Origin of the sequence: Novipirellula galeiformis, assembly GCF_007860095.1 — a bacterium.
Classification (GTDB): domain Bacteria; phylum Planctomycetota; class Planctomycetia; order Pirellulales; family Pirellulaceae; genus Novipirellula; species Novipirellula galeiformis.
Genome location: NZ_SJPT01000010.1, coordinates 138235 through 163502, shown reverse-complemented (window position 1 = coordinate 163502; position 25268 = coordinate 138235). Strand labels below are relative to the sequence as shown.

General features: G+C 56.2%; 17 protein-coding genes. 8 read left to right on the top strand and 9 right to left on the bottom strand.

From position 1 onward, the window contains the following. Nucleotides 1-479 precede the first annotated feature (479 nt). Together Pla52o_RS22770 and Pla52o_RS22765 are read left to right on the top strand one after the other, a co-directional pair. On the top strand, nucleotides 480-2075 hold the full coding sequence (locus Pla52o_RS22770) for an NAD(P)/FAD-dependent oxidoreductase (RefSeq protein WP_146596935.1): 1596 nt from the start codon (nucleotides 480-482) through the stop codon (nucleotides 2073-2075). Nucleotides 2076-2368: 293 nt separating this feature from the next. Next, nucleotides 2369-3793 (top strand): sulfatase family protein, encoded by a 1425-nt coding sequence (locus Pla52o_RS22765; protein WP_231612571.1) that lies wholly within the window; start codon nucleotides 2369-2371, stop codon nucleotides 3791-3793. Between the two features lie 248 nt (nucleotides 3794-4041). Here Pla52o_RS22765 and Pla52o_RS22760 read toward each other — a convergent pair whose 3' ends face one another. The 6 genes from Pla52o_RS22760 to Pla52o_RS22735 all read right to left on the bottom strand — a co-directional run bounded on the left by Pla52o_RS22760 (nucleotide 4042) and on the right by Pla52o_RS22735 (nucleotide 13275). Further along, the gene (locus tag Pla52o_RS22760) at nucleotides 4042-6198 is read right to left on the bottom strand and encodes a sodium:solute symporter family protein (protein ID WP_146596934.1); all 2157 of its coding nucleotides are present in this window, start codon (nucleotides 6196-6198) and stop codon (nucleotides 4042-4044) included. 235 nt (nucleotides 6199-6433) lie between these two features. Next, nucleotides 6434-7240 (bottom strand): MBL fold metallo-hydrolase, encoded by an 807-nt coding sequence (locus tag Pla52o_RS22755; protein WP_146596933.1) that lies wholly within the window; start codon nucleotides 7238-7240, stop codon nucleotides 6434-6436. Between the two features lie 128 nt (nucleotides 7241-7368). Continuing rightward, nucleotides 7369-9996 carry an aminopeptidase N gene (gene pepN / locus Pla52o_RS22750; protein ID WP_146596932.1) on the bottom strand — a complete coding sequence of 876 codons (2628 nt, stop codon included), beginning with the start codon at nucleotides 9994-9996 and terminating at the stop codon, nucleotides 7369-7371. A 236-nt stretch (nucleotides 9997-10232) separates the two neighbouring features. After that, nucleotides 10233-10811: an alpha-ketoglutarate-dependent dioxygenase AlkB family protein gene (locus Pla52o_RS22745; RefSeq protein ID WP_146596931.1), complete on the bottom strand. Its 579-nt coding sequence runs from the start codon at nucleotides 10809-10811 to the stop codon at nucleotides 10233-10235. 83 nt (nucleotides 10812-10894) lie between these two features. Next, complete coding sequence (locus Pla52o_RS22740; RefSeq protein ID WP_231612570.1) at nucleotides 10895-12238, bottom strand: outer membrane protein assembly factor BamB family protein; 1344 nt, start codon at nucleotides 12236-12238, stop codon at nucleotides 10895-10897. 284 nt (nucleotides 12239-12522) lie between these two features. Continuing rightward, complete coding sequence (locus tag Pla52o_RS22735) at nucleotides 12523-13275, bottom strand: MIP/aquaporin family protein (RefSeq protein ID WP_146596930.1); 753 nt, start codon at nucleotides 13273-13275, stop codon at nucleotides 12523-12525. A gap of 457 nt (nucleotides 13276-13732) precedes the next feature. Between Pla52o_RS22735 and Pla52o_RS22730 the strand changes: the two genes are divergently transcribed. The 3 genes from Pla52o_RS22730 to Pla52o_RS22720 all read left to right on the top strand — a co-directional run bounded on the left by Pla52o_RS22730 (nucleotide 13733) and on the right by Pla52o_RS22720 (nucleotide 16664). Next, nucleotides 13733-15004 carry a lactonase family protein gene (locus tag Pla52o_RS22730; protein WP_146596929.1) on the top strand — a complete coding sequence of 424 codons (1272 nt, stop codon included), beginning with the start codon at nucleotides 13733-13735 and terminating at the stop codon, nucleotides 15002-15004. A gap of 320 nt (nucleotides 15005-15324) precedes the next feature. Continuing rightward, on the top strand, nucleotides 15325-16329 hold the full coding sequence (locus tag Pla52o_RS22725) for a sugar phosphate isomerase/epimerase family protein (protein ID WP_146596928.1): 1005 nt from the start codon (nucleotides 15325-15327) through the stop codon (nucleotides 16327-16329). Nucleotides 16330-16343: 14 nt separating this feature from the next. Further along, entirely contained in the window at nucleotides 16344-16664 is a 321-nt protein-coding gene (locus tag Pla52o_RS22720; RefSeq protein WP_146596927.1) for a hypothetical protein, read from the top strand. A 1-nt stretch (nucleotide 16665) separates the two neighbouring features. On the opposite strand, the gene Pla52o_RS22715 is transcribed toward Pla52o_RS22720, so the two are convergent. Then, nucleotides 16666-16878: a hypothetical protein gene (locus Pla52o_RS22715; protein WP_146596926.1), complete on the bottom strand. Its 213-nt coding sequence runs from the start codon at nucleotides 16876-16878 to the stop codon at nucleotides 16666-16668. Nucleotides 16879-17826: 948 nt separating this feature from the next. Between Pla52o_RS22715 and Pla52o_RS22710 the strand changes: the two genes are divergently transcribed. Together Pla52o_RS22710 and Pla52o_RS22705 are read left to right on the top strand one after the other, a co-directional pair. After that, on the top strand, nucleotides 17827-19755 hold the full coding sequence (locus tag Pla52o_RS22710; RefSeq protein WP_231612569.1) for a potassium/proton antiporter: 1929 nt from the start codon (nucleotides 17827-17829) through the stop codon (nucleotides 19753-19755). Between the two features lie 7 nt (nucleotides 19756-19762). Further along, nucleotides 19763-20206, top strand: a complete 444-nt coding sequence (locus Pla52o_RS22705) for an acetyltransferase (protein WP_146596925.1) — start codon at nucleotides 19763-19765, stop codon at nucleotides 20204-20206. 49 nt (nucleotides 20207-20255) lie between these two features. Here Pla52o_RS22705 and Pla52o_RS22700 read toward each other — a convergent pair whose 3' ends face one another. After that, nucleotides 20256-21101 (bottom strand): alpha/beta hydrolase, encoded by an 846-nt coding sequence (locus Pla52o_RS22700; RefSeq protein WP_146596924.1) that lies wholly within the window; start codon nucleotides 21099-21101, stop codon nucleotides 20256-20258. 375 nt (nucleotides 21102-21476) lie between these two features. Further along, nucleotides 21477-23159, bottom strand: a complete 1683-nt coding sequence (locus tag Pla52o_RS22695) for a Na/Pi cotransporter family protein (protein WP_146596923.1) — start codon at nucleotides 23157-23159, stop codon at nucleotides 21477-21479. Between the two features lie 578 nt (nucleotides 23160-23737). Between Pla52o_RS22695 and Pla52o_RS22690 the strand changes: the two genes are divergently transcribed. Further along, nucleotides 23738-24946, top strand: a complete 1209-nt coding sequence (locus tag Pla52o_RS22690) for a hypothetical protein (RefSeq protein WP_231612568.1) — start codon at nucleotides 23738-23740, stop codon at nucleotides 24944-24946. Nucleotides 24947-25268: the final 322 nt, after the last annotated feature.

The window sequence follows — 25268 nt, the reverse complement described above, 5'->3', positions numbered from 1 at the left end:
GCATTTTTGGTCCGCGATCTTCGTGCTGACGGCTTTGGCTTCATCCCGAAGGGGGGCTAAGAGAATAGCCGGGGATAAGCGTAGCGACATCCCCGGCATCCGAACCGTTGGCTTTGCGGTGGTGTTCGCTGCGCTCAAACCACCGGCTACGGTCTGTCATCCCGTCGGGATGAAAATTGCGAAAACCCAAAAAACCGAAACCCCAACTTTTCCACCGTCCAGGCGAGAGCCTATTAAAAATTGATGTGGGATGATTGGCCGCTTCCCACCGGCCAATCCTTCGCAGCGGTCTCGCCCAGGATGGCCGCGTGCCCCCTTTTTGGCTTCTGCGGTATTCAAATCCGTTCGGTTTGAGTCAAATATCACTCCTAGCAGCGAGCGCGGGGAGTGCCCTCCATCTCGTCCATATCGATGCCAGATTTACTTTGACGGATCATCATCGAGCAAGTCTCCTCCCCCCCACTCGAAAGCCAACGCCAATGATGCTGCGAATCACCAATCTTCGCACACGCGTCGAATCGCCTGAGACCGATCTAGCCTCACGAGCCGCAGCCGCGGTGGGGATCAACGAGGATCAATTTCGCTCGCTCCGGATTTTGCGGAAGAGTCTCGATGCTCGCCAACGCGAAAGTCTGCAATTCGTCTATTCGTTGGTGGTGGACGTCCCGGATGACGTGAAGACGAGACGTTCGCTTGATGTTCGTGTAGAACCGTACCAGCCGAAGCCGTTCTTTGATCCTGATCCAGGCAAGGAGGAGTTGCCACAGCGACCGGTGATCGTCGGTTCCGGTCCCGCCGGATTATTGGCCGGATACTACTTGGCATTGAAAGGGTACCGGCCGATTATTTTGGAACGCGGGCTGGCGGTCAAAGAGCGTGTGCCTGCGATTCGCAAGTTTGATCGGGGCGGCGAACTCGATCAGGAGAACAACTATCTATTTGGCGAAGGAGGCGCGGGGTGCTTCAGTGACGGAAAACTGACTTGCCGTATCACTGGGCCCGACGTTGATTGGGTGTTGCAGAGTTTCGTCGATTGCGGCGGTCGTCCGTCCTTGATGTATGAACATCGTCCCCATCTTGGCAGCAACAAACTGCCGATGATCTGTCGCAACTTTCGGCGAAAGATTGAAGCGTTGGGTGGCGAGTACCGCTTCGGTTGTCGTTTTGATGGGCTGACATTCAGCGAGGGACGACTGACGGGATTGTCGACCTCCACCGGTTCGATCCCGACCTCGCATGTGTTGCTGGCGATGGGGCATAGCGCGCGCGACACCTACCACATGTTGCTCGAGGCGGGGTGTCCGCTGCAAGCGAAAGCGTTCCAACTTGGGCTTCGTATCGAGCAACCGCAAGCACTGATTAACGAGCATAAGTACGGCCGCCCTGAGTACCTCGAGCAACTCGGCGCGGCCGACTATACGTTGGTTGCCAAAGGAGAACGCGATCTGTTCACGTTTTGTATGTGTGCTGGGGGAATCGTGATCCCGAGTGTTTCGGAGCCGAACATGTATTGCTCTAACGGGATGAGCAATTCGCGGCATGACACACCCTTTGCAAACAGCGGTTTGGTGGTCACGTTGGATCCGGATCAATTCGGCAGCGACCATCCGCTGGCGGGCGTCGAGGTCCAGCGAAAATACGAAGCCATCGCCTTTCAACTCGCCGGTGCCGACTATCAGGCTCCGGTGCAACGCGCCCATGATTTTCTGGCCAATCGCACGCCTTCGAGCAAGGATGTCGTTCCGTCCTCGTATCAACGAGGTGCCGTTCCGCGGAACTTGAACGAAGTTCTGCCTCCGGTGATTGCCAAAGCGATCCACGCCGGGTTGCCGTTGATGAATGAAAAATGGAAAGGCAAGTACCTTCCCGACGCGGTTTTGGTCGGGCCTGAGATGCGGGGCAGTTCTCCGGTCCGAATCGATCGTGATCGTGAGTCGTTTCAAATTCCGGCGATGCCTGGTGTTTATCCGGTTGGGGAAGGGGCGGGGTATGCCGGTGGAATTGTCACCGCCGCAGTCGATGGTTTACGCGCGGCACGCAAAATCGTTGAACATTTTGCCCCCTGCAAGGGGTGAGCCTGGAGCACGCACGGTGGTAACGGGAAGGACGTCTATAGGAAGTGAGCCCGTAGGAAGGGAGCCCATCGAAACATAGCCCGCAGGAAGGGAGCCCGTAGCACGGGATCTCGGACCGTGACTCAAGCCTGCGTCGATCAACGACACCAACGGCACGGTCACTTGGGTTAAACTGATTTACAATCATTTTCCTCGCCCACCCCACCACCCAGCGCAGGTGACACCGGCTCATGCACGCCTTACTCCCACTTAACTGCCATCTTGCCATTTTGGCCCTCTTCATCGCGACGATGATGGTTGATTTGTCTCACAGCCATGCGGATGAAGGAAGCAAGCCCAACTTTATCATCATCTACTGTGACAACTTGGGGTACGGCGACATCGAGCCGTTTGGGTCGACGCTGCATCGCACCCCGAATCTCAATCGAATGGCAAAGGAAGGCCGTAAGTTCACTCATTTCTGTGTCACCGCTGGCGTGTGCACTCCCTCGCGAGCGAGCATTATCACAGGGTGTTACTCGCAACGGATCGGCTTGCACACGAACCCTCGAGACGGCCAAGTGCTGCGTCCGGTCTCGCCCTACGGTTTAAATCCTGATGAAACGACGATCGCAGAATCGTTAAAAGCCCAGGGCTATGCGACGGCGATTGTCGGTAAGTGGCATTTGGGGGATCAGCCTGAATTTTTACCCACGCGGCATGGCTTTGATTGGTTCTTTGGCGTCCCCTACTCCGACGATATGACGGAGCGAGTTTGGCAGGATGGATCGAAGTGGCCACCGCTGCCGTTGATGGAAAACGAAACGGTGATCGAAGCTCCGTGTGATCGTGATGGCTTGACCAAGCGTTACACCGAACAGGCAATGCAATGGATTGCATCGCATAAAGACGAGCCCTTTTTTCTGTATTTTCCCCAAGCGATGCCCGGCAGCACCTCGACGCCGTTTTCGAGCACTGAATTCAAAGGCAAAAGCGCCAACGGCCCGTGGGGAGATTCCATCGAAGAACTGGATTGGTCGATGGGAGTGATGCTCGATCAGTTGCAGGAATTGGGGATCGCCGAAAACACGTTTGTGATTTGGACCTCGGACAACGGCGCGCCAATCAATCGCGACCCCAATGATCTTCGTCGCGGTTCCAATCGACCGCTCCATGGCCGTGGCTATACGACCAGCGAAGGCGCCTTTCGCGTGCCCACGATCGTGTGGCAACCCGGCAAAGTGCCTGCCGGAACGGTCTGTGACGAGCTCGCTACCACGATGGATCTGTTGCCCACGTTCACCCAACTTGCCGGTGGCGAGGTTCCCAGCCGTCCTAAGATCGACGGCCACAATATCGCCCCCCTGTTGTTCGGGCACGACGACGCAAAGTCGCCCTATGAAGTGCTGTACTATTACCACCAAGACCAATTGCAAGCGGTCCGTAGCGGACCTTGGAAGTTGTTCCTGCCGGTTGAAGCGGCGGGGCATCCGCACTTTAAACCGAATCAACCCCGATCGGCATTGCTCTTTAATGTCGTTGACGATATCGCCAGCGAGCATAACGTTGCTGCGGAGCATCCTGAGGTCGTCGATCGATTGATGCAGTTGGCCGAACGCGGGAGAAGCGAATTGGGGGACAAAGGACGTCGTGGATCGGGACAACGCGAACGCGGCCGGATCGCTGAGGGAACGATACCGCAGCCACACCGATTGATCCGTCAATCGGAGCCCAAGTGAGCCACCTTCGCCGTTGAGGTGAATAGCCCTTCGCGTGCGTTTTGAAGTTGTGCTTTATTGACAACCCGAAGCGTCAGCGAGGGGATCTCAATCTTGACTCGGTCCCTCGCTGACGCGTCGGGTTGTGATTTGCTTGGTGAAATCCGACTGCTTGGGCGGAGACCGGTCACGAACTCAACAATGCCCAGACGCGGTGCTGGAAAATCCATGCACCGCGAGTGCCCAAACCAATTCAAACGGCCATTGCATCAATTCCCAGACACGCTGCCGATCGTTGCGACCCACATTAGCATTCCGACGAACAGAACACAGAAGATACACGAGGCGACAAAACCGGCCACGTCCTTGCTCGTCGGTTTGACAAATTCCCAATCCGACGCTGGGAACAATTTACGCGTTGCGGTGGTCGCCGGAGAAGCGTAAGCCTGCTCGAGCAATGCTTGATCAGCCTCGGGGTCGGCTACGACCGGGGTGTTCATTTTGGCAAAGTATCGATTCAAGACCTCGGTGCTGCCTCGCGGTGTCAGCAAGCTGAGTAGGATCAGAACGAGGAACGGGGTTAACAAGCGTGTCGGCAACCGCAACGTTTCTAACGTCGCCCGAGAGGCTCCCGACAAATCGATGCCAACGGCGGAGTAAAGCAGGAAGTCCAAGTTGAACGAACCTTGACCGATTTGCGGCCCGGTTTTTCGCTCCACACGGACCAACATGTCGCCTTCTTGGCGTTCATCGACCAACTCTAATTGCGGCGTACCCACCGCTTGCACATCACCTCTCCAGAAGATTGAGGCTCCGCCGCTTTTGATCGTAATCGCAATCGGTTGACCGAGCGTTGCGGCCGGGGGTGGCGGTCCGATTGTCGCCTTTGCGGATCCGCCGTTCGCTGCCAACGCCGCATTGGCGGCGGTCCATGCTTCGTGGCGAGCCACGTCGGACTCGGTCGCCGTGCGCTCGAATGTTTTCGTCACCACGTGGGTGGTCGTGGCCAGCGAGGGATTCGTGCGGAGGCCGGGATTGATCATCGGAATCGCAACGGGCAAGATGAAGAAGAGCAGCAACGAGAACGCGATCGTACCCCATACCGCCGTCCGATTGACGCGCCGCCAATACATGCCAAGCCAAAACGGTGCGGCAAACAAAATCGGCAATTCCATCGCCATTTTGAACTGACCAAATACATCGGCATACATCAATGCGAATACGGCGGCGCCAATGATGATCACCAAACCGGTCATCCGTCCGACTAATACGTATTTCTTTTCGCTGGCCTCGGAATCCACATAAGCAGCGTAGACGTTGCGGACGACCAATCCCGAGGTGACGATCATGTAGGTGTCGGCCGAGCTCATCATCGCCGCTAACAAGCAAGCCAGCATGAGCCCAACGAGTCCTAGATTCAACGGTCCCAGGATCTCTCGAGCCGCGACGCCCCAGACGCGATCGGGGTTCGTGGCAATCTCGGGATTGCCCGCCAACAGTGCTAACGCGATCAACGCGGTTAACGCCCAACCGGCAGTGCAAAGTCGCTTCAAAAAGTTACCGACGACCAATCCAATCCGAGCTTCGTCTTCGGTTTTTGCTGAACCGCCTCCGGTAGCAATGAAGTGGGGTTGCACCACGATGCCGACCATCGCCAACAACGATAGTGAAATGATGTAGTGAATCGGAAACTCACCACTGCTGGGACCGGAGAATAAGTTGAAATAGTCGATGGAAACGCGTTCGTGCATGATGCGAAACCCGTCCATCAATCCTTGTTCGTTCTCGCCGCCGTATTGTTTCGCCAACGCCCACAGACCATACGGAATCAGCAGGACCGAGAGCAAAATAATGAACAGCCCCTGAACCAAGTCAGTCCAGTACGCCGCAGTCAAGCCACCCAGAACGCCATACAAAATCACGACCATCGCAATCGCAGGAATCAGCGTGTACTTTAAATCGTATCCAAAGAGTCCGGTTTCTACGCCCATCAAAGGCACCGCAAACGCCGCCAGGGCGGAAAACATCGTCGACAGATAAACCATATAGAAGACGATCGCGAATAATGTGTAGGCCGCTCCCATGTTGCGTGATTCATACCGTTCGACGAACCAATCCCCCAGCGTCAAATGACGCATGCGGCGATACCAGACTGCGGTGATCCAATAGATCGGAGTGACGAATAACCACATCAATGCGGACCAAGCTCCACTCAATCCGCTGGTCCAAGCCGTGCTGCCAACTTGGACCGGTTCGTGGGCACCAGTGCCCGCACCAAAGGCCGCAAAGGTTTGCATCACTTTGCCAAAACCACGGCCGCCCATGAAGTAGTCTTCTTGGTCGCTGACCCGACGCATCGCCCAGATACCGATCGCGATCATGACGGCGAAATAGCCAGCGAGTACAAAATAGTCGATCGGAGTCATTGAAAGGGCCGTGAATATATTTGCGGGGGATCGCTGTAAACACAACAGCAGCGAAGAATGGCTGCAATGATACCGTGGCGGGCGTCGCAGAAACACCTATTTAGCAGGCCTCGCAGCGCTGTTTTTGCGATCGAATTCGACTGGCCAAATGTCATCTCGATTCCCGCGATGACGTGATGCCTCTCAAGTGCACGGATCCCCAGGCAAGCGATCGGTGAGTCCCGGTGACGCACGATCAATCTTGAAACGCGTCAATGTAACGCCGAGCGGATCGATCGACCGCCGCCTTCGCGTCCGACGGAACCACCTTGTCCCACCATGCACCGTAGATACGGGCAAAATCGTAAGGGGCGACTGATTCGGCGATGCGCCGGACCTTTGCTGCCGACAATGGGATCAGGTTCGGATACGAATGCATGAAGCTGACCCAACGGCGATCGGGGACGACTTGCAAAATATCACCACTGAGCATCACTCCGTTGCCATCGGCCCCGTTCGCCCAGTGAAGTACGGTGCCGCCAGCGAAGTGACCGCCACAGCGCACCAGCGTCAAACCCTCCCCAATCGTTTTTGTCTCGCCCTCCCAGAACTCGATGGCCGGGTCGGGGCGCATCACCCATTGGCGATCCGCCGCGTGCAGATAGATCGGACACTGGAACGCTCGGCTCCACTGCACCATGCTGCTGTAGTAGTGTGGATGGCTAATCGCGATCGCGGAGATGCCGCCGATCCCGTGAATCATTTGCACCAAGCCATCGTCGATCAACGGGATACAATCCCAGAGCACGTTTCCGCTGGGATGGGTGACCAACAAGGCGCGTTGGCCGATCGCGAACGCAGGCTCGATGCCGATGCCAACTAAGCCGGGCTCTGCCAACTTGACGGTGTTGCGGTGCGATTGTTGCAATCCGCTCAGCGTGGTCCAGCGCTGCCCAGCGAGGCCGACGTATTGTCGCTCGTCCTCACAGATCGTGCATGAATCGGGAGGCTGGTCGGTCGCGGCGAATTGCGTCCCACAGGTCACGCAGATGAATTCCGTCATCGTATTCTCCATTGGATCCAGCAAGTCACTCGATCTAAAACGTCATTCTCCATTGATGCCACTGACGATCCCGTGGGATCGTCGGCTCAAGCATCCGAGCGGAGGGGAATGCACTTCTGGATAGAATTTTAGAAAGACAGGGCTCGTTGTACGATCTCGTGAACGTCTTTGCACAAGCCAGGATGGTCAGCAATCCGTTTCAGTTCGCCTCGGATGATCGCTTGCCGCGAAGCATCAAATCGCCGGTAACTATTAAACGCCGCCACCAATCTCGCGGCAAGCTGAGGATTGGCAGCTTCGATTTGCAGCACATAATCCGCGAGCAATTGATACCCCGCCCCGTCGGCTTGATGAAAACGGACTTGGTTTTGCGTAAACGCTCCCAATAACGATCGCACGCGATTGGGATTCTCCATGCAAAAATCTTGGTGCTCCGTCAATTGTCGGACTTGCTCAATCCCATCGGCACGTTGCGAACCTGCTTGAACGGCAAACCATTTGTCGATGACCAAGGGATCGTGGTGATATTGATCATAAAACGCAGCAAGCGCTTGCTCTCGATCGGGCGTGTCCAAATCGGCCAACAATGACAATGCAGCTTGTTTGTCCGTCATGTTATCCGCCCGCTCGAATTGGTTGCGGATCAACGCGATGACCTCGTCGGAGTGCTGGGTTGCAAGGTATCCCAACACGACGTTTTTCAAGCGGCGACGATTGATCGAAGTTTGATCGTTTTGATACGCCCCATCGGCAGCCAACGCGTGATACATCGCCATGAATTCGGTGTAGAAAACTTCGCCAAGACGGCTGCGAAAGAATTCACGTGCGGTGTGTAGTGCATCGGGATCGATCACATCCATCTCTTGCCCCAACACGCTCTCACGCGGCAGGGTCAAGGCAAGCGCTTTGAAGGCTTCGTCCACAGCATCATCCTGCAGCACGCGAGCAAACGCGCTGCGGAAATGTTCGGATAATTTCAGTTCGACGCCATCAGACACGTCTTTGGCTGACTGTAGCAACAATTTTGCGGCCAGCGTTTGGCCGGCATCCCAACGATTCAGGGCATCGGTATCGTGTGCCATCAGAAAGGCAAGTTCAGCATCGCTACGATCCATTCGCAGCCGAACCGGCGCCGAAAAACCTCGTAACACTGACGCGATCGGCTTTGCGTTCAGACCGCTAAATGTGAACGTCTCGGACTCGGTTTCCAATTGCAGCACACGTGAATGCTCGTTCAACTCATCGCCGCTGTTGGCGTCGAGCAAGCCAACACGGACGGGCAACGGCACCGGTTTTCGGTGGGTGGTGCCGGGATTGCCGCCGGAAAGCGACGGATAGGCTTGTTGCAACGTGAGCGAGAATTCACTCTTGTCGGCGTCCCAGTGTTCGCTGACGAACAACTCCGGCGTTCCCGCTTGCGAATACCAGCGATCAAACCGATCGAAATTCATGTCGTTGGCATCCGCCATCGCAGCCCGAAAGTCGTCGCAGGTGACGGCGCTGTTGTCATGCCGTTGGAAATACAGATCCAGTCCGCGTCGGAATCCTTCGGGGCCCAACATCGTGTGATACATTCGCACGATCTCGGCCCCTTTGCGATAGACCGTTGCGGTGTAGAAGTTGTCCATCGAGATATAAGATTCGGGCCGGATCGGGTGTGCCATCGGTCCGCTGTCTTCCACGAACTGGCCCGCCCGCAATCCCGACACATCATCGATTCGCTTGACCGCCGCGGAGGTTTGATCGGCGGTGAATTGTTGGTCACGGAAGACCGTTAACCCTTCTTTCAACGTCAATTGAAACCAATCGCGACAGGTGACGCGGTTGCCGGTCCAATTGTGAAAGTATTCGTGGGCGATGACCGCTTCGATCAACATGTAGTCTTCGTCGGTCGCCGTCTCGGGCAAGGCGAGCACGTACTTGGAATTGAAGACGTTGAGGCCTTTGTTTTCCATCGCTCCCATGTTGAAATCGTTGACCGCTACGATCATATAGATGTCCAGGTCGTATTCGAGCCCAAAGACGTCCTCGTCCCACTTCATCGATTTCTGTAGCGATACCAAGGCGTGTTCACACTTGTCGATGTTTTGCGGTTCGACCCAGATTTCCAGCGCCACTTCGCGACCGCTGGCGGTGGTGAAGGTTCCGCGATGGCATTTCAAATTGCCTGCGACCAACGCAAACAAGTAACTGGGTTTGGGGAAGGGATCTTCCCAGACGACTTCGTGTCGATCGTCGCCCAAATCTCGTTGGGCAATGCGATTTCCGTTGGACAGCATCACCGGACACGTTTTCTTGTCAGCACGAAGGGTCACCCGATACGTCGCCATTACATCGGGGCGATCAAGAAAATAGGTGATCCGGCGAAAGCCGACCGCTTCGCATTGGGTGCAGTAATTTCCCGAGGTTTGGTAGAGCCCCGAGAGCGTTTTGTTGGAGACCGGCGAGACGAGCACTTGGGTCTCGATCACGCACGTTTCGGGGAGCTCCGTTAGCGTCAAAGATTCGTTGCTGATGGAGTATTCGTTGGCGCTGAGCGGTGTGCCATCGACCGACACGGATTGCAGCTGCAAATGTTGTCCGGCCAATTCGAGCGTGTGGGAAGCTTGGTCCGCATTGCGACGAACCGCGATCCGCGCCGTCACGAGCGTCTCGCGAGGATCGAGATCGAATTCAAGTTCGACGTTGTCGATCCAATAAGTCGGGGGTTGGTAATCGCTGCGATAGACGGCTTGAACAGATTGGGTAGCGGTCAAAAGAATGGCTCCGGCAATGGAAGGGTTGCGAGCGCTCTATTTGACCTGACGGCACGGGGCGCAGGCCAGCCCCGTTAAAAATTCAGCCCCGTAAAAATTTTATTACCGCACGATTCCGGGGCTGGTGAAACGGCAAAGGGGGGCGATCCGGCGACTCCGCGTCAGGCAAACCCAATTGGATATACGCCACTGGATACACGCCACCACGGGAAATCCAGTCTCGGCGAAAGCTAAGTCTACTTGATCTCAGTTTTCTTGATCTCACGGAACGTCAGATTGATTCTCTCGCCCACCGCTTGCGTCGTCTTTGGAATATCGTGTTTCCAGAATTGCTGCATCGTTCCGGCCATGATGATCAAGGTTCCGTGCCCGGCGGGAAACTTCCTCGTTTCCTTGCTAAAATTATGGCGAATTCGAAACGTGCGGGTCGCCCCTAACGAGAGTGATCCGATCACGTTGCCCATCTCCGGTTCATCATCGGCGTGCAATCCCATGCTGTCCGACCCCGATCGGTAGCGGTTCATCAGACAGTAGTTGTATTGGCCGCAAACCGCTTCGATTCGGTGTTTGATCTCCAACATCGTCGCGGTCCACGGCAACGCGACATTCACGGTGCCGGAATAGCGATACGTGATTCCTGCGTCGCCGTAGGACGCGGTCAAGCGAGGTTGCATGTGACCAAACAACGCCGGTTTCTGTTCCCAGAGGCAATGATCCCGCAGTTCGACAAAATAGCGATCCGCCAGCTCTGGCTCTAGAAAGACTTCTTCGTAAAGCAGTCGTCCTCCGTCGGCGAGTTCAATCGTCTCCACCATCGCTCCTGGTGTCGTTTCAAAATGAGCTGGCTATCTCAGCGGAGCTGGGGCTTGACGCAGCTTAGGCTCGCGGGAGATCCGAATCATTTTCCAATGCAGTACAGGAATTCTTGACGTGTATCACCCTCGTATTGGCCCACGCGAAGGTAGATCTGGCCACCGGTGATCGCCGGTGACGCGAAGACACTTTCGCCGAGCTCGTTCTCAGCCAATTTTTCAAAGCCATCCGGGGTCGCTCGGAACACAAACGTGACGCCTTCTTCGTTGGTTGCGTAGATGCGATCTTGAACGAGAACCGGCGAACTGCTGAAGGTTCCCCCCAGTCGCTCTTTCCAGACCGTTTCACCGGTGTTGCTGTCCAAGCACATCGCAACGCCTGCGTCGAGCGTGAAATAGAGGTAGCCATCTCGATGCAGCAGCGAGGGGACATAGAGTCGTAGGTTCAGGTCCCAAACGATCTCTCCGGAGCCATCCGCGGCGATCGCGGCGATGTGGCTGCGTGGGTATCCACCACTGCTGTAAACATGCTTGCCGTCGGTCACGGTGGTGGTCACACATTCCGTGGTCGCTCCCTCAATTTCCCACAACGTTTCCCCGGTCAATGGATTCAGACTGGTCACCAACTCACACCCGGTGACGATCAATTGGTCGCGTCCGTCGATCTTCAACACGATCGGAGAGGCATAGTTGGGTAACTCGGGACGATCGCGTTTCCAAACAATTTTGCCACTGTTGCGATCCAATGCCGCGATCGCACCGCCTCCTTTGTTGTCAGACGTCACGATCACCAAGCCTTGATAGATCGTCGGTGACGAACCGTAACCTTGGTGGATCAAATAGTCACTGATTCGCGTCTGCCACAGAACCTCGCCCTCCAAGCTGATCGCGGAAGTGAACATGGCGCTGTCATTGATGAAATTGATAAACAACTGCTTTCCATCGGTGGCGATGGTCGAGGAGGCTAGGGTTGCTTTCTCGTTGGCTTTGCGACCACTTTTGTTCTCGAAACCGCCGCGATGCACCACTGACTCCCAAATCGGTTTTCCCGTCTCGCGGTCCCAGCACAACACCTTCTGAGTTTCATTCGCTGCATCGGCGGTGGGAAGGTACACCCGTTGCCCCAACACGGTGGGTGAACCATGGCCGCGACCAGGAACCGGCACTCGCCAGCGAACGTTAGTGGTATCACTCCATTTGATTGGCGGATCTTGCTCGGAGGACGCGACGCCGTCACTATTGGGGCCTCGCCATCCGGGCCAATCCGTTGACGTTAGCTTCACAGGATCGGCCGCCAACGTGGGCTCCGCAGCTTGCGTGGTCGACGGTGCGTTTGGCATCGCGCCGAACGGGGCCAGACCGAGCACCAAGGCGGAGAAGGCAACCACGTAGGAGCTTGCAATCCAAGGGGAAGGGGGGAATCGCTTCAAGGGAAAATCCAATCAAGTGAGAGTCGCGGTGAGATCATTGCCGTGCAAGGTCGGCTTCTGCGAATCCGCAGAAGGCATCCCGCGCAGTCGCAATCATACCTGCAGCGAGGGGGTGGCGTGATGACGATCGGCATGGGGAACCGAAAAATTGTAACTCAGAATGCGAGGGTAAGGAAATGATTCCGCAGCGGGACGGTAATTCGCGTTGCCTCGTCCGCTGCCGACGTTTGCCTTGCCGGCGGATGTCGAAGGGATTCATCCCGCCTACCACTGGTTTATTCAGCCTACCATTGCCCAATGATCTCGTAGACGTACGCAGCCAGGGCGCCGCCGACTATCGGTCCAACAACCGGCACCCAGGCGTAGCCCCAATCGCTCGAGCGTTTGCCAGGGATCGGCAGCAGGGCGTGGACCAATCGTGGCCCCAGGTCGCGAGCCGGGTTGATCGCGTATCCCGTTGTCCCGCCTAGCGACAACCCGATCCCGAAGACCAGCATCCCCACCGGTAAGAATCCGAGGGTGCCGAGGCCCAATACCGGATCGGTATCGAGCGGTGCATCACCTTGGGTCAAGCTCGGCGTGATCATCAAAAAGATGGGCAGAATCAAGGCGAAGGTGCCAACCGCTTCACAGAAGAACGCTTGCGGCAAGTTGCGGATGTTGGGGGAAGTGCAAAAACAGGCCAGCTTCAGATCGCCATCATCGGTCGCTTTGAAGTGTTCGCGATAATACAGGTACACGAGCACGGCACCGGTGATTGCTCCAAGCATTTGAGCCGTGAAATAGGGGACCGCCGAGGCGGTGCTCAGCTTGCCAGCCACCAGCATGGCGACGGTGACGGCCGGGTTGAGGTGGGCGCCGCTGAAGTCATTCGCACAAAATGCACCAATGAAAACTGCGATGCCCCAGCCCGCTGCGATCACAATCCATCCCGAATCGTTGCCTTTGGTTCGCGCCAGCACCACATTGGCCACCACGCCGTTGCCAAACAGGATCAGCATCATCGTTCCAATGAACTCAGCAACAAATGGCGACATCGATTAGGCCTGGGCGGTGAGAGAGTGTGTGTGAGTGAAATGGGGCGAGCGAGCTTCGAACGGCGGCGGAGACGCGAGAGATGGCAAGCGAATCAAAACGCACCGCTTCGTTCGGCGTTTCCTTGGTCAACGTTACCCAATCGAGCGGCGCCGGATTATAGCAATCTGCATCGTGTCGGTGGAGAAGTGAGCGGGTGAGCCGAGTTGTCGTCCGTACGCAAACCAAAAGTAACCGGTTGAGCCAACGGTCGGCCAACCGGCCCTCTCGCACGGTGAGTGCCCCGTCGAAGCGGGCGAATTCGACTATAGTGTGCTGGACGTCGGGATGCTGGATATTTAAACGGCGAGAAACATTGGCATCGACGCCTTCGCGTCTTTGTAGCTCCCACTCGCATTGGTTCACCGACGCCCCCCCCTTCTGAATCCTCATGAATTTTACTCCATCGATAAATTAGCTATGACTCCACAGGACCGTTCCCGCCGTTCGTTTCTAAAAACCTCCGCCGTCTTAGCGGGGGCTACTCCGTTGATCGCTGGATTGCCTCAGGCACTGGCTGCCGAAGGCGATGGGCCGTTGATGGCCTATGTCGGCACCTTCACTTCGCCGCTGCGTGACGTGTTACCAACGCAAGTCGATTTACCGCCAGGCAACGGTCGCGGGATTCACCTATTCGAGGTCGATCGCCACAGCGGCGCGATGACGCCCGCCGGCATTCACGAGATGGGAACCAGCCCCAGCGATTTGGCGATCAATGACGCTGGCACTCGGCTGTATTCGGCCAACGAGACCGATCGCGTAGGCGAAGACAAGCAGGGCACCGTCAGCGCGTTCGCCATCAATCGCGCCAATGGAAAACTCGAGTTATTGAATACCGTTTCCTCGGGCGGCGCCGGACCAACCTATGTCAGCATCCATCCTTCACGCCGTTTTTTGTTGGTGGCTAACTATTTTGGCGGTTCCGTGGCGGTGCTGCCGATTCTAGCCGATGGCCGGTTGGGCAAGGCCAGTGACGTCAAAGTGGATGAGGGGGAAATTGGTCCCACCAAGGCAACGCACGCTCCCGAGGGCAGCTTTGCGATCAGCGGCCACGATCGGACGCATGCCCACATGATCCTGGCCGATCCCTCTGGACGCTTCGTCATGCATGTGGATTTGGGCTTGGACAAGATCTTCGTTTGGAAGTTTGACGAGACGACCGGAACGCTCACCGCGAACGATCCCCCCTCGGTCTCGCTTCCTCCAGGCGACGGGCCGCGGCATTTCCATTTTCACCCCAATGGCCGTTGGTTCTATTCGATCCAGGAAGAAGGATCGACCCTCGTGTTGTTTGACTACGATGCCGAAACGGGACGATTGACGGCACGCCAAACGATCTCGACGCTGCCGCCGGGGTTCAAGGGGAGTAACTTCTGCTCCGAAATCTTGGTTTCCGCCGATGGGAAATTCGTCTACGCGGGTAACCGTTTGCACGACAGCATCGGGATCTTTTCGGTCGGCTCCAACGGCGAGTTGACGTACCTCGGCGAAGAATGGACACGCGGGAATTATCCGCGCAGCTTCAACTTCGACCCGACCGGTCGATTCCTCTATTGTTGCAACCAACGCGCCGATCACATTACCGTCTTCGCGGTCAATCGTGAGACCGGGGGACTGCAATTCACTGACCACTACGCTGCGGTTGGCAATCCTTCGAGCATCCTTTTTCTTGATCTCGCCAAGCGAAATTAGCGTCGCTGCTCTCTAGAAGCGGCGTTTTGAAACGCCGCAGTTTCGAAGTTGCACGATTGCAGTTTGCCCCGGAAATCATAACCCGAAGCGTAAGCGAGGGGCCGAGTCATGAGTGGTGTTCTCTCGATGACGCGTCGGGTTGTGATAAATAACTTCAAAACCCAGGCAGGCGTGCACCACGCGGACGCTGCTGTAATCGACGTTTCCCAGGTCGCGAAAGTGATTTTCCGCTCCTCGTTGTGGTAGGATCCACACAAGCGGATGTCGTCCGGGGGTGCGTACGCCCGACCGCACTCTCTCTAAGCTGCGAGGCCAATTGAATGCTCCCTCCATCGTCACTCAAGCGTCGTGATTTGTTGACCTATGCCGCGTTCGGCAGCGCGGCCCTTGCAGCTTCAGGTCAAACCGTTGCAGCGACATCCGAAGGGGGCTCCCCAGACCGGCCGCGGCCTACCTACACGATGAAAAAGTCGATCAATTTGTGGGCGTTTCCTTATCCTGACAAGATGACGTTACGGCAATGTTTGCAGCTTGCCAAAGCAGCGGGGTTTGACGGAATTGAACTGAACTACGATCTTGAGAGTGACTTGTCACCCAAATCGGGCAGCAAGGAGTTCAAACAGATTCGCCAGATGGCGGACGAGATTGGAATCGCGATTAGCGGCCTGTGCTCGTTCCTGTTTTGGCCTTATCCGTTGACCAGCAATGACCCTGCGGAGCGAGCCCGGGGGATGGAATTGGCCAGCAAGATGACGCAAGCGGCACACGACTTGGGCTGCGAGAATTTGTTGGTGGTCCCCGGCGCCGTTCATATGCCTTGGCGCCCTGATCATGATCCCACTCCCAATGACGTTTGTGAACGCCGCGCACGCGAAGCCATCGGCAAGTTGTTGCCGCAAGCCGAGAAGTTGAAGGTTTCACTGAACATGGAGAATATCTTCTTCAATGGGTTCCTGATGTCGCCGATGGAAATGGTCGACTTCGTGGACCACTTTTCCAGCGAGCATGTGAAAGTCCACTTCGACACGGGAAATATCATGGAGTACCAGTTCCCGGAGCACTGGATTCCAATTCTCGGCGACCGCATCAAGAACGTGCATTTAAAAGAGTTCACCAAGAAGGGAAGCGACCACTCGCTCGAAGCATTCCGACCGCTGTTGGATGGAACCACCAATTGGCCAGCCGTTTTGTCAGCGTTCGATCAGATCGGGTATGACGGCTACCTCACGTTCGAATACTTCCATCCCTACTCGCACTTCCCCGAAGCGTTGATCTACCAAACCGCAGATTCGCTCGACCGCATGCTCGGGATCAAGCAAGGTTAATCCGCAAGCGTTCAATGGAGGACGCGACGCGTCCCTTGATCACCGCAGTGAGTCACGGAGAAAAAATCGCGATTCGTGGTAACACTGAATGGAATGGCTCAAGTCGCCGCCGATTCGCATGGATGAACGGAATTCAGGTGGCTGAATATTTCAGCTTGCCAAGCCAAGAGAGTGGCCGAGGGCTGGTCAAGCCTGGGGGCGGGATTGGTCGCAGAGGGGGAGAGGCGGTGAAGGCCGAATCGCTCGACTCGGCGTTCCCTTTTTGCCGTGGCCGGTTCATTGCGGCCAAATCATTGCGACGGGGGCAAATTGACTTTGCCGCCGTTGATCGCTGACTTACGCCTGCGGAGCGCAAGCTTGGTTTGACGGTTGGCATTCCGTGGTTTGATCGATGCCCGAAGTCAGCTGCTTTGTCTCCGTGGATTCCGGTTGATTTAGCGAGAGCGGTTCAAAAAAGACTTCCTGTCGCAGTCCATGTACGGTCTCGACCACCATACTGACACGTGGTGAGCTGGACTTGCTATTTCCCTGTTCCGTCATCAGAATCATTTTGAATTACTTTCGTTAAAACGGCATTGATTTGACACTGCATTGGGATGTGTCAACGGTGCATCGGAGGCTAGGATCGGCCCGTGACGCTGGACGACACAATTCTCCGCACCTCTTTAGCAATTGTCGTGCCGCAGCGGTTTGGTAACCGTCGCTCCACGCGTAGGGGCACCATCTACGGGAGCAACTCCGCCAATGCAGGCGAGAAAGCGATTGTTTAAGGCAGACAATCGGGCGATAAAGATTTTGCCACTGATTGTGTCCGAGACCCGGCGTAGGGACCGTGGGGCGATCCAACGAAGCGACTGCAACGAAACGAGGCACCTCGATGTCGCCCCGGGATGACACGAGCCGTCCTCGGACGTCAACGTTAGGTGACAGCCGTGGGAAGTCATGTCGCCATCACGTTGCGATAAGGTTCACTTCAACGTCCTTTCCGCTCCGTCCATGGTTGCGCGGGGGGAGGCGTTTTTTGCCAATCCGACCTCAATGGGTTTCGTTGCGCGATTGGGCTTCGTGTTCGGTTACGGCAATGAGATCCGCCGATTGCTGCCGCCATGTGAAGACTGACTGCGGGAACCTAGTGGGTTCATCGGTCGCAGACCACCCAGTATAGATTCTCCGAGCTCGATCCGGGCGGAGTTTGCATCGTGTTTAAGAGAGCCAAGCAGGTGCCGATTCAACGAGAATTTCACTCGATTTTGATGCGTCGCAACCGCCGCGTGCGTGTGCATCGCCTTAGGGCGTCTTCCCTCGCAAAAACGACGCATTTGACGTGATGTGGGGCCATTCACCAAAAGGCTGTGTGCACTAAACTGTTCCCTGAGTGAGCGTGCCAAGTCAAGCGAGCCCTAGGAAATGGGCCGCCGCCAATAGGCCAAGCCGTATCGCGGGCGTTACGTTTCGCCAGCTTGTGCGATCGCTCTGTCCCCCTAACCTGGCCTGCGCATGCTAAGTATTGAAACATTGATCTTGATCACCAGCGTTCTGTTGTTGCTGGGAATTGCATCTAATAAATTCTCGGCACGGATGGGGGTTCCCGTGCTGGTTTTGTTTCTTACGGTCGGAATGTTGGCAGGTTCCGAAGGCCTGGGGGGGATCGAGTTCGAGAATTACTCGTTGGCGCACGGCATCGGCACGATCTGTCTGAGCTTGATTCTCTTCGATGGCGGGCTGCGCACTCCCTATCGGTCAATCCGTTCGGCTTGGAAACCTGCGGGGGTGCTTGCGACGGCGGGCGTGTTTGTGACCGCCTTGATCACCGGCCTCGCAGCCTCCTGGTTCCTGCAAATTCCGCTACTCGAAGGTCTGCTGCTGGGCAGTATCGTGGGCTCAACCGATGCGTCGGTCGTCTTTTCGGTGCTCCGCTCCGGTGGGGTGAATATTCGCCGCAGGTTGGCCGACACGTTGGAAGTGGAAAGCGGATCGAACGATCCGATGGCGATTTTTCTAACGGTGGGGTTGATCCAAGTTTTGACCGGTGCGGTTCCGTTGGGAACGGGATTGCTGACGCTGTTTCTGTCCCAGATGATTCTGGGCACGGTGGTGGGCGTGCTGGTGGGATGGGGCGGAGCTTGGCTTTTGAAACACATCCGACTCGACGCCGCGGGGCTGTACCCGGTGTTGGCGACCGCCCTGGGATTATTCTCATTCGGGTTTGCCGCGGCCTTCGGAGGCAGCGGATTTTTGGCGGTCTATTTGACCGGAATCGTGATTGGAAACCGGCGTCCGGTCTTCCATCGAGGCATCTTGTTGTTTCATGATGCGATTGCCTGGATCTGTCAAATTTTGATGTTTATCGCGCTGGGGATTCTGAGTTTTCCCAGTCGCTTGTTGGAGGTCGCGGGACCCGCCCTGCTCATTTCTGCGGTTTTGATCTTAGTCGCGCGACCGCTTGCCGTTTTTCTATGTGTCGCACCGTTCAAGTTCGCCTTTCGTGAACTGACCTTTTTATCGTGGGTCGGATTAAAGGGAGCCGTTCCCATTACGTTGGCCACCTTCCCGATGCTGGCCGGATTACCCGGAGCGTCCTTGATGTTCGACACGGTGTTCTTTGTGGTCTTGGTTTCGGCCGTGGTGCAAGGATGGACCTTGCCCGCGGTGACGCGTTACTTGAAACTCGAAGTACCGACCCGATTACCGCCTCCGGTAACGCTCGAGATCAGTTCGTTGCGAAACGTCGACGGGGACATCGTCGATTATTTCGTCGACGATGAATGCCGGGTTGCCGGTCGGATGTTAAGTCAATTGGCATTGCCCGACGGCGTCGTGGTCGCGTTGATCGTCCGGGACGAGCAAATCATCCCGCCGCAAGGCCGCTCGCAAATCGAAGTCGGTGATCACGTGATTGTGGTTCTGCGTCCCAGCGTACGTGCGATGGTCGACCGCATCTTCGCCCATCGTGAACAGGAACCCGTAACGTTGCCCACCGCTTTAGAGTTCCCATTGCGGGGCTCGATCAAGGTGGGCGATGTGGAACAATTCTACGACCTGCAACTGGGCGGCAAGCCAGAGTTGACGCTCGACGAGGTCATGCGTGAACGATTGGGAACCAAACGGCTTGTTTTGGGGGCCTCGGTTCGTTACGAACAAATCGTGTTGTTTGTCCGCGAGCTCAACGCATCGGGTACGGTCGAATATGTTGGCATGATGATCCTTCCGCAATCGGAGCCCGAAGCTGAAGAATCCGTGAAACCTGAAGTTTCGCCGGTTGAACCGTCGGGCACAGAGGGTTCGGGCGCTGAGAGAACGGGCATAGAGGGCACGAAACACGAACCGCAGGCTGGGACTCCGCCAGCACCGGAGGCTCTCAGATCTCCGGTGAAACCAGCCCCCCATTCTCCAACTTCAAACGACTCGGTGCCTCGCAAACCGTAACGGTCCCATGCAAATTCGCCAAGCTGTGTCCGACGATCATGATGTTTTACTCGACATTTGGCTGCGATCGGTGCGTGCGACTCACACCTTTCTGTCGGAGGACGACATCCAATTCTTTCTGCCCTTGGTGCGCGACCAAGCCTTAGTGGAACTTGAATTATGGGTGCTCGTAGCGGAGGACGACGCGGCGATCGGTTTCATGGGGCTGGCGGGTAACCAATTGGAAGCCCTTTTTCTAGCCCCAGAACAGCGGCGTCGCGGAGGGGGGCGATTGTTGGTCCAGCACGCTCAACAGCGCAAAGGGCTGCTGAGTGTCGATGTGAACGAACAAAACCCGATGGCCAAGCGGTTCTATGAATCGTGCGGATTCGTCGTCGTAGGGCGATCGGAATGTGACGGCTCGGGAAAACCGTTTCCGCTTCTTCAGATGCGTCAACTCGTTGCCGGCTAGGTTCCAGCGACCTCAATCGTTGGGGCGCCAGCGGCGACGTGAGCCGCGTTTACTTTTTCGCAGGCAGTTTTTGGGCATGCTGCTTGACGAACCGTAACAACAAGGGCATCGCGGGCTCGACCATCTGGCTATGGTTGGACCCATCGAGCTCATAAAGCGTGGTTTGGGTGTGACCGGCGATCTTCATCATCCGCCACAGGTAGGCGTTCTCTTCATAGCGACCGAGCAATTCAAGCTCGCGATCTCCGGTGATCAACAACAACGGCGGGCAATCGCCGCGTACATGAAACAGCGGCGCCATGTCATCAACGATCGGTTGCTTTTCATCGATGCCTCGTTCCTTGCGGACGGTGAAATGGGTGATCGTATGACCGCTCAACGGGATCAATCCGGCAATCGTGTCGGCGTCAACGTGATGTCCCGCCAGCCATTTTTTGTCGAGTCCGATCATGCTGGTTATGTAACCACCGGCGGAGGCTCCACTGACAAAGATTTTCTCAGCCGATCCACCATACTGTTCGATGTGCTTCAATGTCCATGCGACCGCGGCGGCGGCATCGTCAAGGCAATCGGACGCTTTGACCGAGGGGCTGAGTCGATAGCTGACCGCGACGACGGCGACGCCTTGCTGTCGCAATTGCTTTGGCACTCCCCGTTTACCCGCAGTCAAACCTCCACCATGAAACCAAACGATCGTTGGGAATTCACTAATGTGTTCGGGATAATAAACGTCCAATCGACATGACTTGTTGATCGAGGCGTCATCCGACGTGCGGTAAAGAATATTCTCGTCGGTGCTATATTTGGGCGTCTTCGCTGCGTTGTCCACGGCCAACGCGTTGGTCGATGTCCAGGTCGTCAACAACGCCAGTAACAAAAGCAAAGGTCGAGTCATGGGGGGCCTCTTGGAAAGAGAGGGGGCGGGCGCGGTGGGTACAAGAATGTACCACACCACAACGAACGCGGTGCCGTGTCGACCCATTCGCTTCGATCGCGTCGACCCATCGTCGCTGCCAAGCGAACCCCGTGCGGCGCTGCGACTAGAGCCTATTTCGTTTTGCTGTAGCGACTTTCGCCAGCCGATGGACCCCGTTCTGGCGAACGCAGCTACGGCTTGAATCCCATATCGCCATTACAAATGGCTCTAAGGTAAGCCCCGTTGGGCTCGCCTTCACATTAGAGCCAGACGCGTTATCACTCGCCGTTCCCGTGCGCATCGGAATCGCACAAGGAGAGCGGGGTGAATTGGCGAACTTCGCTTGCCGTGCGACTACTTTTCCGCAGGGATGGATTCGGCGATGTTTTGGGTATGGTCGCGAACGCGGGCAAACGCGTTCAATGCCGCCAAGTAGGCCACGCTGACAAGCGGCGCGATCTCCCCATCAGAGAGCTCTTCCAGGTGAGCTTTACGCAGCGTCTTGATTTGGCTTCGTACGCGTTTGTTCGCCGCATCGGTCTGGGTTAGCACGTTGTCATTACCGAGATGAAAGGCCTCGTTGACTTCGCGTAGATATTCGGCGGTGTTGCGATTGAGTGAAACCAAGTCGAGTTGTTGTTGATGGGTGAAACGCAATCCATCACGTCGTAACTTGCGATCAAACTTGTCCAAGTTGACGAGGTAATCGCTGATCGATTCGTACTCGTCGGCCATCCGCAATTGCCGGCGAGCTTCGTCAGCGACGGAATGGGGCAGGTTGCTGGCGAGCAGATTGGTGACGTAAACCGCGATTTCGTCTTGGATCGAATCGAGAACTTGTTCGCGTTTGCGCAATCGATCGGCTAAGGGTTTGTCAGGGTGTTCTTGCTGAATCAAGTCGACCAACCAATCGAGCATCTTGGAGCAACCGTCGGCCATCCGCTCCACCTCGTGACGAGATTGCTCAATCGCCAATAGGGGCGTTTCGAGCAAGCGAATGTCGAGGTCGGTCAGACGCGGCTTTTCTTTGAAATCCTTTCCGGGAACCGCCCAATTCAAAAAGCGAACGAACAGCGAAACAAAGGGAAAGAACATCAGCACGTTGGCGATATTGAATATCGTATGTGTCGCGGCAATCGCGGCGGTGCGATTGGGATAGGTTATTTCATCCGCGACCATCACCTCGGCATCGATATCGCCGACCATCAACCACTTAATCAGCACGATATAGAAGCGGAAGATCGCCGTGATCCAAAACACGCCAAAGAGGTTAAAGATCACATGGAAATAAGCGGCCCGCCGCGCGTTAGTGGTCGCTCCGAGCGATGCGAGGAAGGCGGTAATCGTGGTGCCGATATTTTCACCAAGCACGAGTGCGGCAGCCGTTTCGTAGGAGATGATCCCTTGCGTGGCTAGCGAGATCGTGATCCCGAGCGTTGCCGAGGAGGATTGAACCATGGTCGTTAAAACGCAGCCAACGAAGGCACACTTCAAGACGCCGATGTACGAATCGGCCTCGAACGTTTTGAACCAGGCTTCAAAATCAGGCATTTGCTTGATGATCGAACAAGCGTCCTTCATCAACTCCAAGCCAAAGAAGACCATCCCCACGCCCATGATCGCCATCGCCCAATAGCGTGCCCGTTCACCCCGCGAAAACAGATAGATAAACGCGGCTCCCCCGAGCACCGGCAATCCATACTTGCCGATCTTCAGCACCAAGATCCAACCGGTAATCGTCGTGCCAATGTTGGCTCCCATGATCACCCCGATCGCCTGAGAGAGCTCCATCACGCCACTGTTGACGAAGCCGACGACCATCACCGTCGTGATCGAACTCGATTGGACCACGCAGGTCACGATTACGCCGACCGTGGTCGCAAAGATGCGATTGTTGGTGACCATCGCGATCATTTTTCGCAGACTGCTGCCGGCCACCGCCTGCATCCCCTCGGACATGTTTTTCATGCCTAAGAGAAAGATCCCAAGTCCGCCGACGAGACCACAGATAAGTTCGGTAAGTGCAGAGAATTCCACGGCAGAAGTCCGATGAACGCGAATTGTTCGGCAAAGTTAAAACGGGAACCAAGATGGAGGAGAATTCTAATCGCCGCATCGAGAAAACAACAACCGCTAGCAAATTCGAATCGTGTTGTCCTCCGCTTTCGCCGAGTTCCAAGACGCGCTCGTCCAATCCTTAGACGCGTTCGCCACCCCTCTTCGATCGAGAGGATCCACAGGTAGGGGGGGCTGGCGACGCTCCTGCCCGCAAAACAATCCGGGCTTGTCCCCCATCGGTGATTCTCAGCCGCGAAGGAAGGTCATTGGCCCGTCATCCCGGATGGGAAGAGGCCAAAACAGCCCTCCGCAACGGGGCTGTCCCCCCTTGTGAAGTTGTCTTCCCCCCTGGTTCCTCTCGCAACAGGTTTGCTGCTCCCAAGCAAAATCTAACCGTAGGGGACGCTGGCTGCGGCCGGGATACTGCTGGGAACATCGTCTGAGATTGGGCAATCGAGAAATCTTTGTTTTTTTCTCCCTTGCGACCACTTCGGCTCAAGTCGTATAGGCAGGGTTCGAAAAACTTGTCTCCTATCGCCCGACCAGGAATGGAATCGATGCGTCCAATTTTGATTGCCGGGGTGCTTTGCGCCACTCTCCATGCCACGAGCGACATGCCCGCGGTTCATGGGCAAGCGCCACCTCAACAAGCCATGGGACTGCCACCGGGGGCGACGCCGCCAAGTTTGCAGCAATCCCCCGCCACTCCACCCGCTGGCGCCGCACGCCCTTCGGGCAACGGCCAAGTGACTGGGGGAGGCGAATTGCCGCGTGGCGCCGGGCAAGAGCACCGGGTCTACGATTTATCGCCCTACACACGTTATTTGACACAACACGATCGGCCGGAACAGGCCGTGATCGACTGGATTTTACGAGAAACCGGGACCGACGTTTGGTTCACCGAGCCGTTCGGGTTCATGAGTGCCACGCGTGATCAATTGTCGGTTTACCACACACCGGAAGTTCACCAAGTGGTCGCCAGCATTGTCGATCGCTTTGTCGCCGGCGACATCCAGCCCCAGGTTTTGCATTTGCGGTTGATGACCGTCGGGAACCCCAATTGGCGAGCTCGCGCTCACATGTTGATGACGCACGTGCCGGTCGATTCGGCTGGCGTCCAGGCATGGCTATTGAGCAAGGAAAACGCGGCGATTGTGTTGAACCTGCTTCGCCAACGCACCGACGCACGTGAAGTCCAAGGGGTCGATCTTCCGATTTTTAACGGACAAACCGAAAAATTGTCACAAACCCGCGGCCGTAACTACGTTCGCAATGTTCGCGAGTCACCGCATGGATGGCCTCCCTACGAACCGGAAACGGGCGAAGTTCAAGAAGGTTACCGGTTGTCGTTGAGTCCCTTGTTGACGACCGACAACGGAATCATCGATGTAATGATCAAGGCTGAAATCGACCAAGTGGACAAATTCAATCCGGTTGAACTCGAGCTGCCGCTTCGCAATCAACAAATGCATCGCACCCGTATCGACGTGCCTCAAGTCGTCAGTTGGCGATTGCACGAGCGGTTCCGTTGGGAATCCGACAAGGTGTTATTGCTCTCCTGCGGCGTGGTTGCGAGTCCGGAACGCAAAGGGGGATCTTCGATCATGAATCTCGACTTTGTGACTGGAAACACCTCGGGGCGAGCTGACGCATTGATGTTCGTCGAATTCCGAGGCCGCGCGTCGGAGAATTTGTCGACCAACCCGATTGCTCCGCGAACCGCAACTGCGATCCCATTCGATGCTCCCCATCGCGGTCGCTACTAGTTCAAGGCCGCGGGATTGGCCGATCCTGTGAAAACGACGGACACGAAACGCTCCACGTTTCGCGTCTTTGACTGGGGGGATTTCCCTTCTGCGTTAATCGTTCTGCGTTAATCGTTGCCGTCCAAGTTCCTTTGCTGCAAAATGCCCCTTGCTGCAAAAAAAGGTTTGCGGCTACGAAGCTAGCAGTGGCGGATTAAAATGATGCCGATTGTGTTGCTCCCCCCTGAACATGCCCCCACTGAAACCATTCGCCAAAACTGGCTAGAATACTCCCCTTCGTTGTTTCCGGCGCGTCATGCGTTTCTCGACACTCTTAGCGAAT

Excerpts from the sequence above, each read along its gene's own strand:
- Pla52o_RS22745 (WP_146596931.1), bottom strand. The coding sequence starts at position 10,811 with ATGGTGGAGACGATTGAACTCGCCGACGGAGGACGACTGCTTTACGAA.
- Pla52o_RS22705 (WP_146596925.1), top strand. The coding sequence starts at position 19,763 with ATGCAAATTCGCCAAGCTGTGTCCGACGATCATGATGTTTTACTCGAC.
- Pla52o_RS22760 (WP_146596934.1), bottom strand. The coding sequence starts at position 6,198 with ATGACTCCGATCGACTATTTTGTACTCGCTGGCTATTTCGCCGTCATG.
- Pla52o_RS22735 (WP_146596930.1), bottom strand. The coding sequence starts at position 13,275 with ATGTCGCCATTTGTTGCTGAGTTCATTGGAACGATGATGCTGATCCTG.
- Pla52o_RS22725 (WP_146596928.1), top strand. The coding sequence starts at position 15,325 with ATGCTCCCTCCATCGTCACTCAAGCGTCGTGATTTGTTGACCTATGCC.
- Pla52o_RS22720 (WP_146596927.1), top strand. The coding sequence starts at position 16,344 with ATGGAGGACGCGACGCGTCCCTTGATCACCGCAGTGAGTCACGGAGAA.
- Pla52o_RS22730 (WP_146596929.1), top strand. The coding sequence starts at position 13,733 with ATGACTCCACAGGACCGTTCCCGCCGTTCGTTTCTAAAAACCTCCGCC.
- Pla52o_RS22690 (WP_231612568.1), top strand. The coding sequence starts at position 23,738 with ATGCGTCCAATTTTGATTGCCGGGGTGCTTTGCGCCACTCTCCATGCC.
- Pla52o_RS22700 (WP_146596924.1), bottom strand. The coding sequence starts at position 21,101 with ATGACTCGACCTTTGCTTTTGTTACTGGCGTTGTTGACGACCTGGACA.
- Pla52o_RS22755 (WP_146596933.1), bottom strand. The coding sequence starts at position 7,240 with ATGACGGAATTCATCTGCGTGACCTGTGGGACGCAATTCGCCGCGACC.
- Pla52o_RS22770 (WP_146596935.1), top strand. The coding sequence starts at position 480 with ATGATGCTGCGAATCACCAATCTTCGCACACGCGTCGAATCGCCTGAG.
- Pla52o_RS22710 (WP_231612569.1), top strand. The coding sequence starts at position 17,827 with ATGCTAAGTATTGAAACATTGATCTTGATCACCAGCGTTCTGTTGTTG.
- Pla52o_RS22715 (WP_146596926.1), bottom strand. The coding sequence starts at position 16,878 with ATGATTCTGATGACGGAACAGGGAAATAGCAAGTCCAGCTCACCACGT.
- Pla52o_RS22765 (WP_231612571.1), top strand. The coding sequence starts at position 2,369 with ATGGTTGATTTGTCTCACAGCCATGCGGATGAAGGAAGCAAGCCCAAC.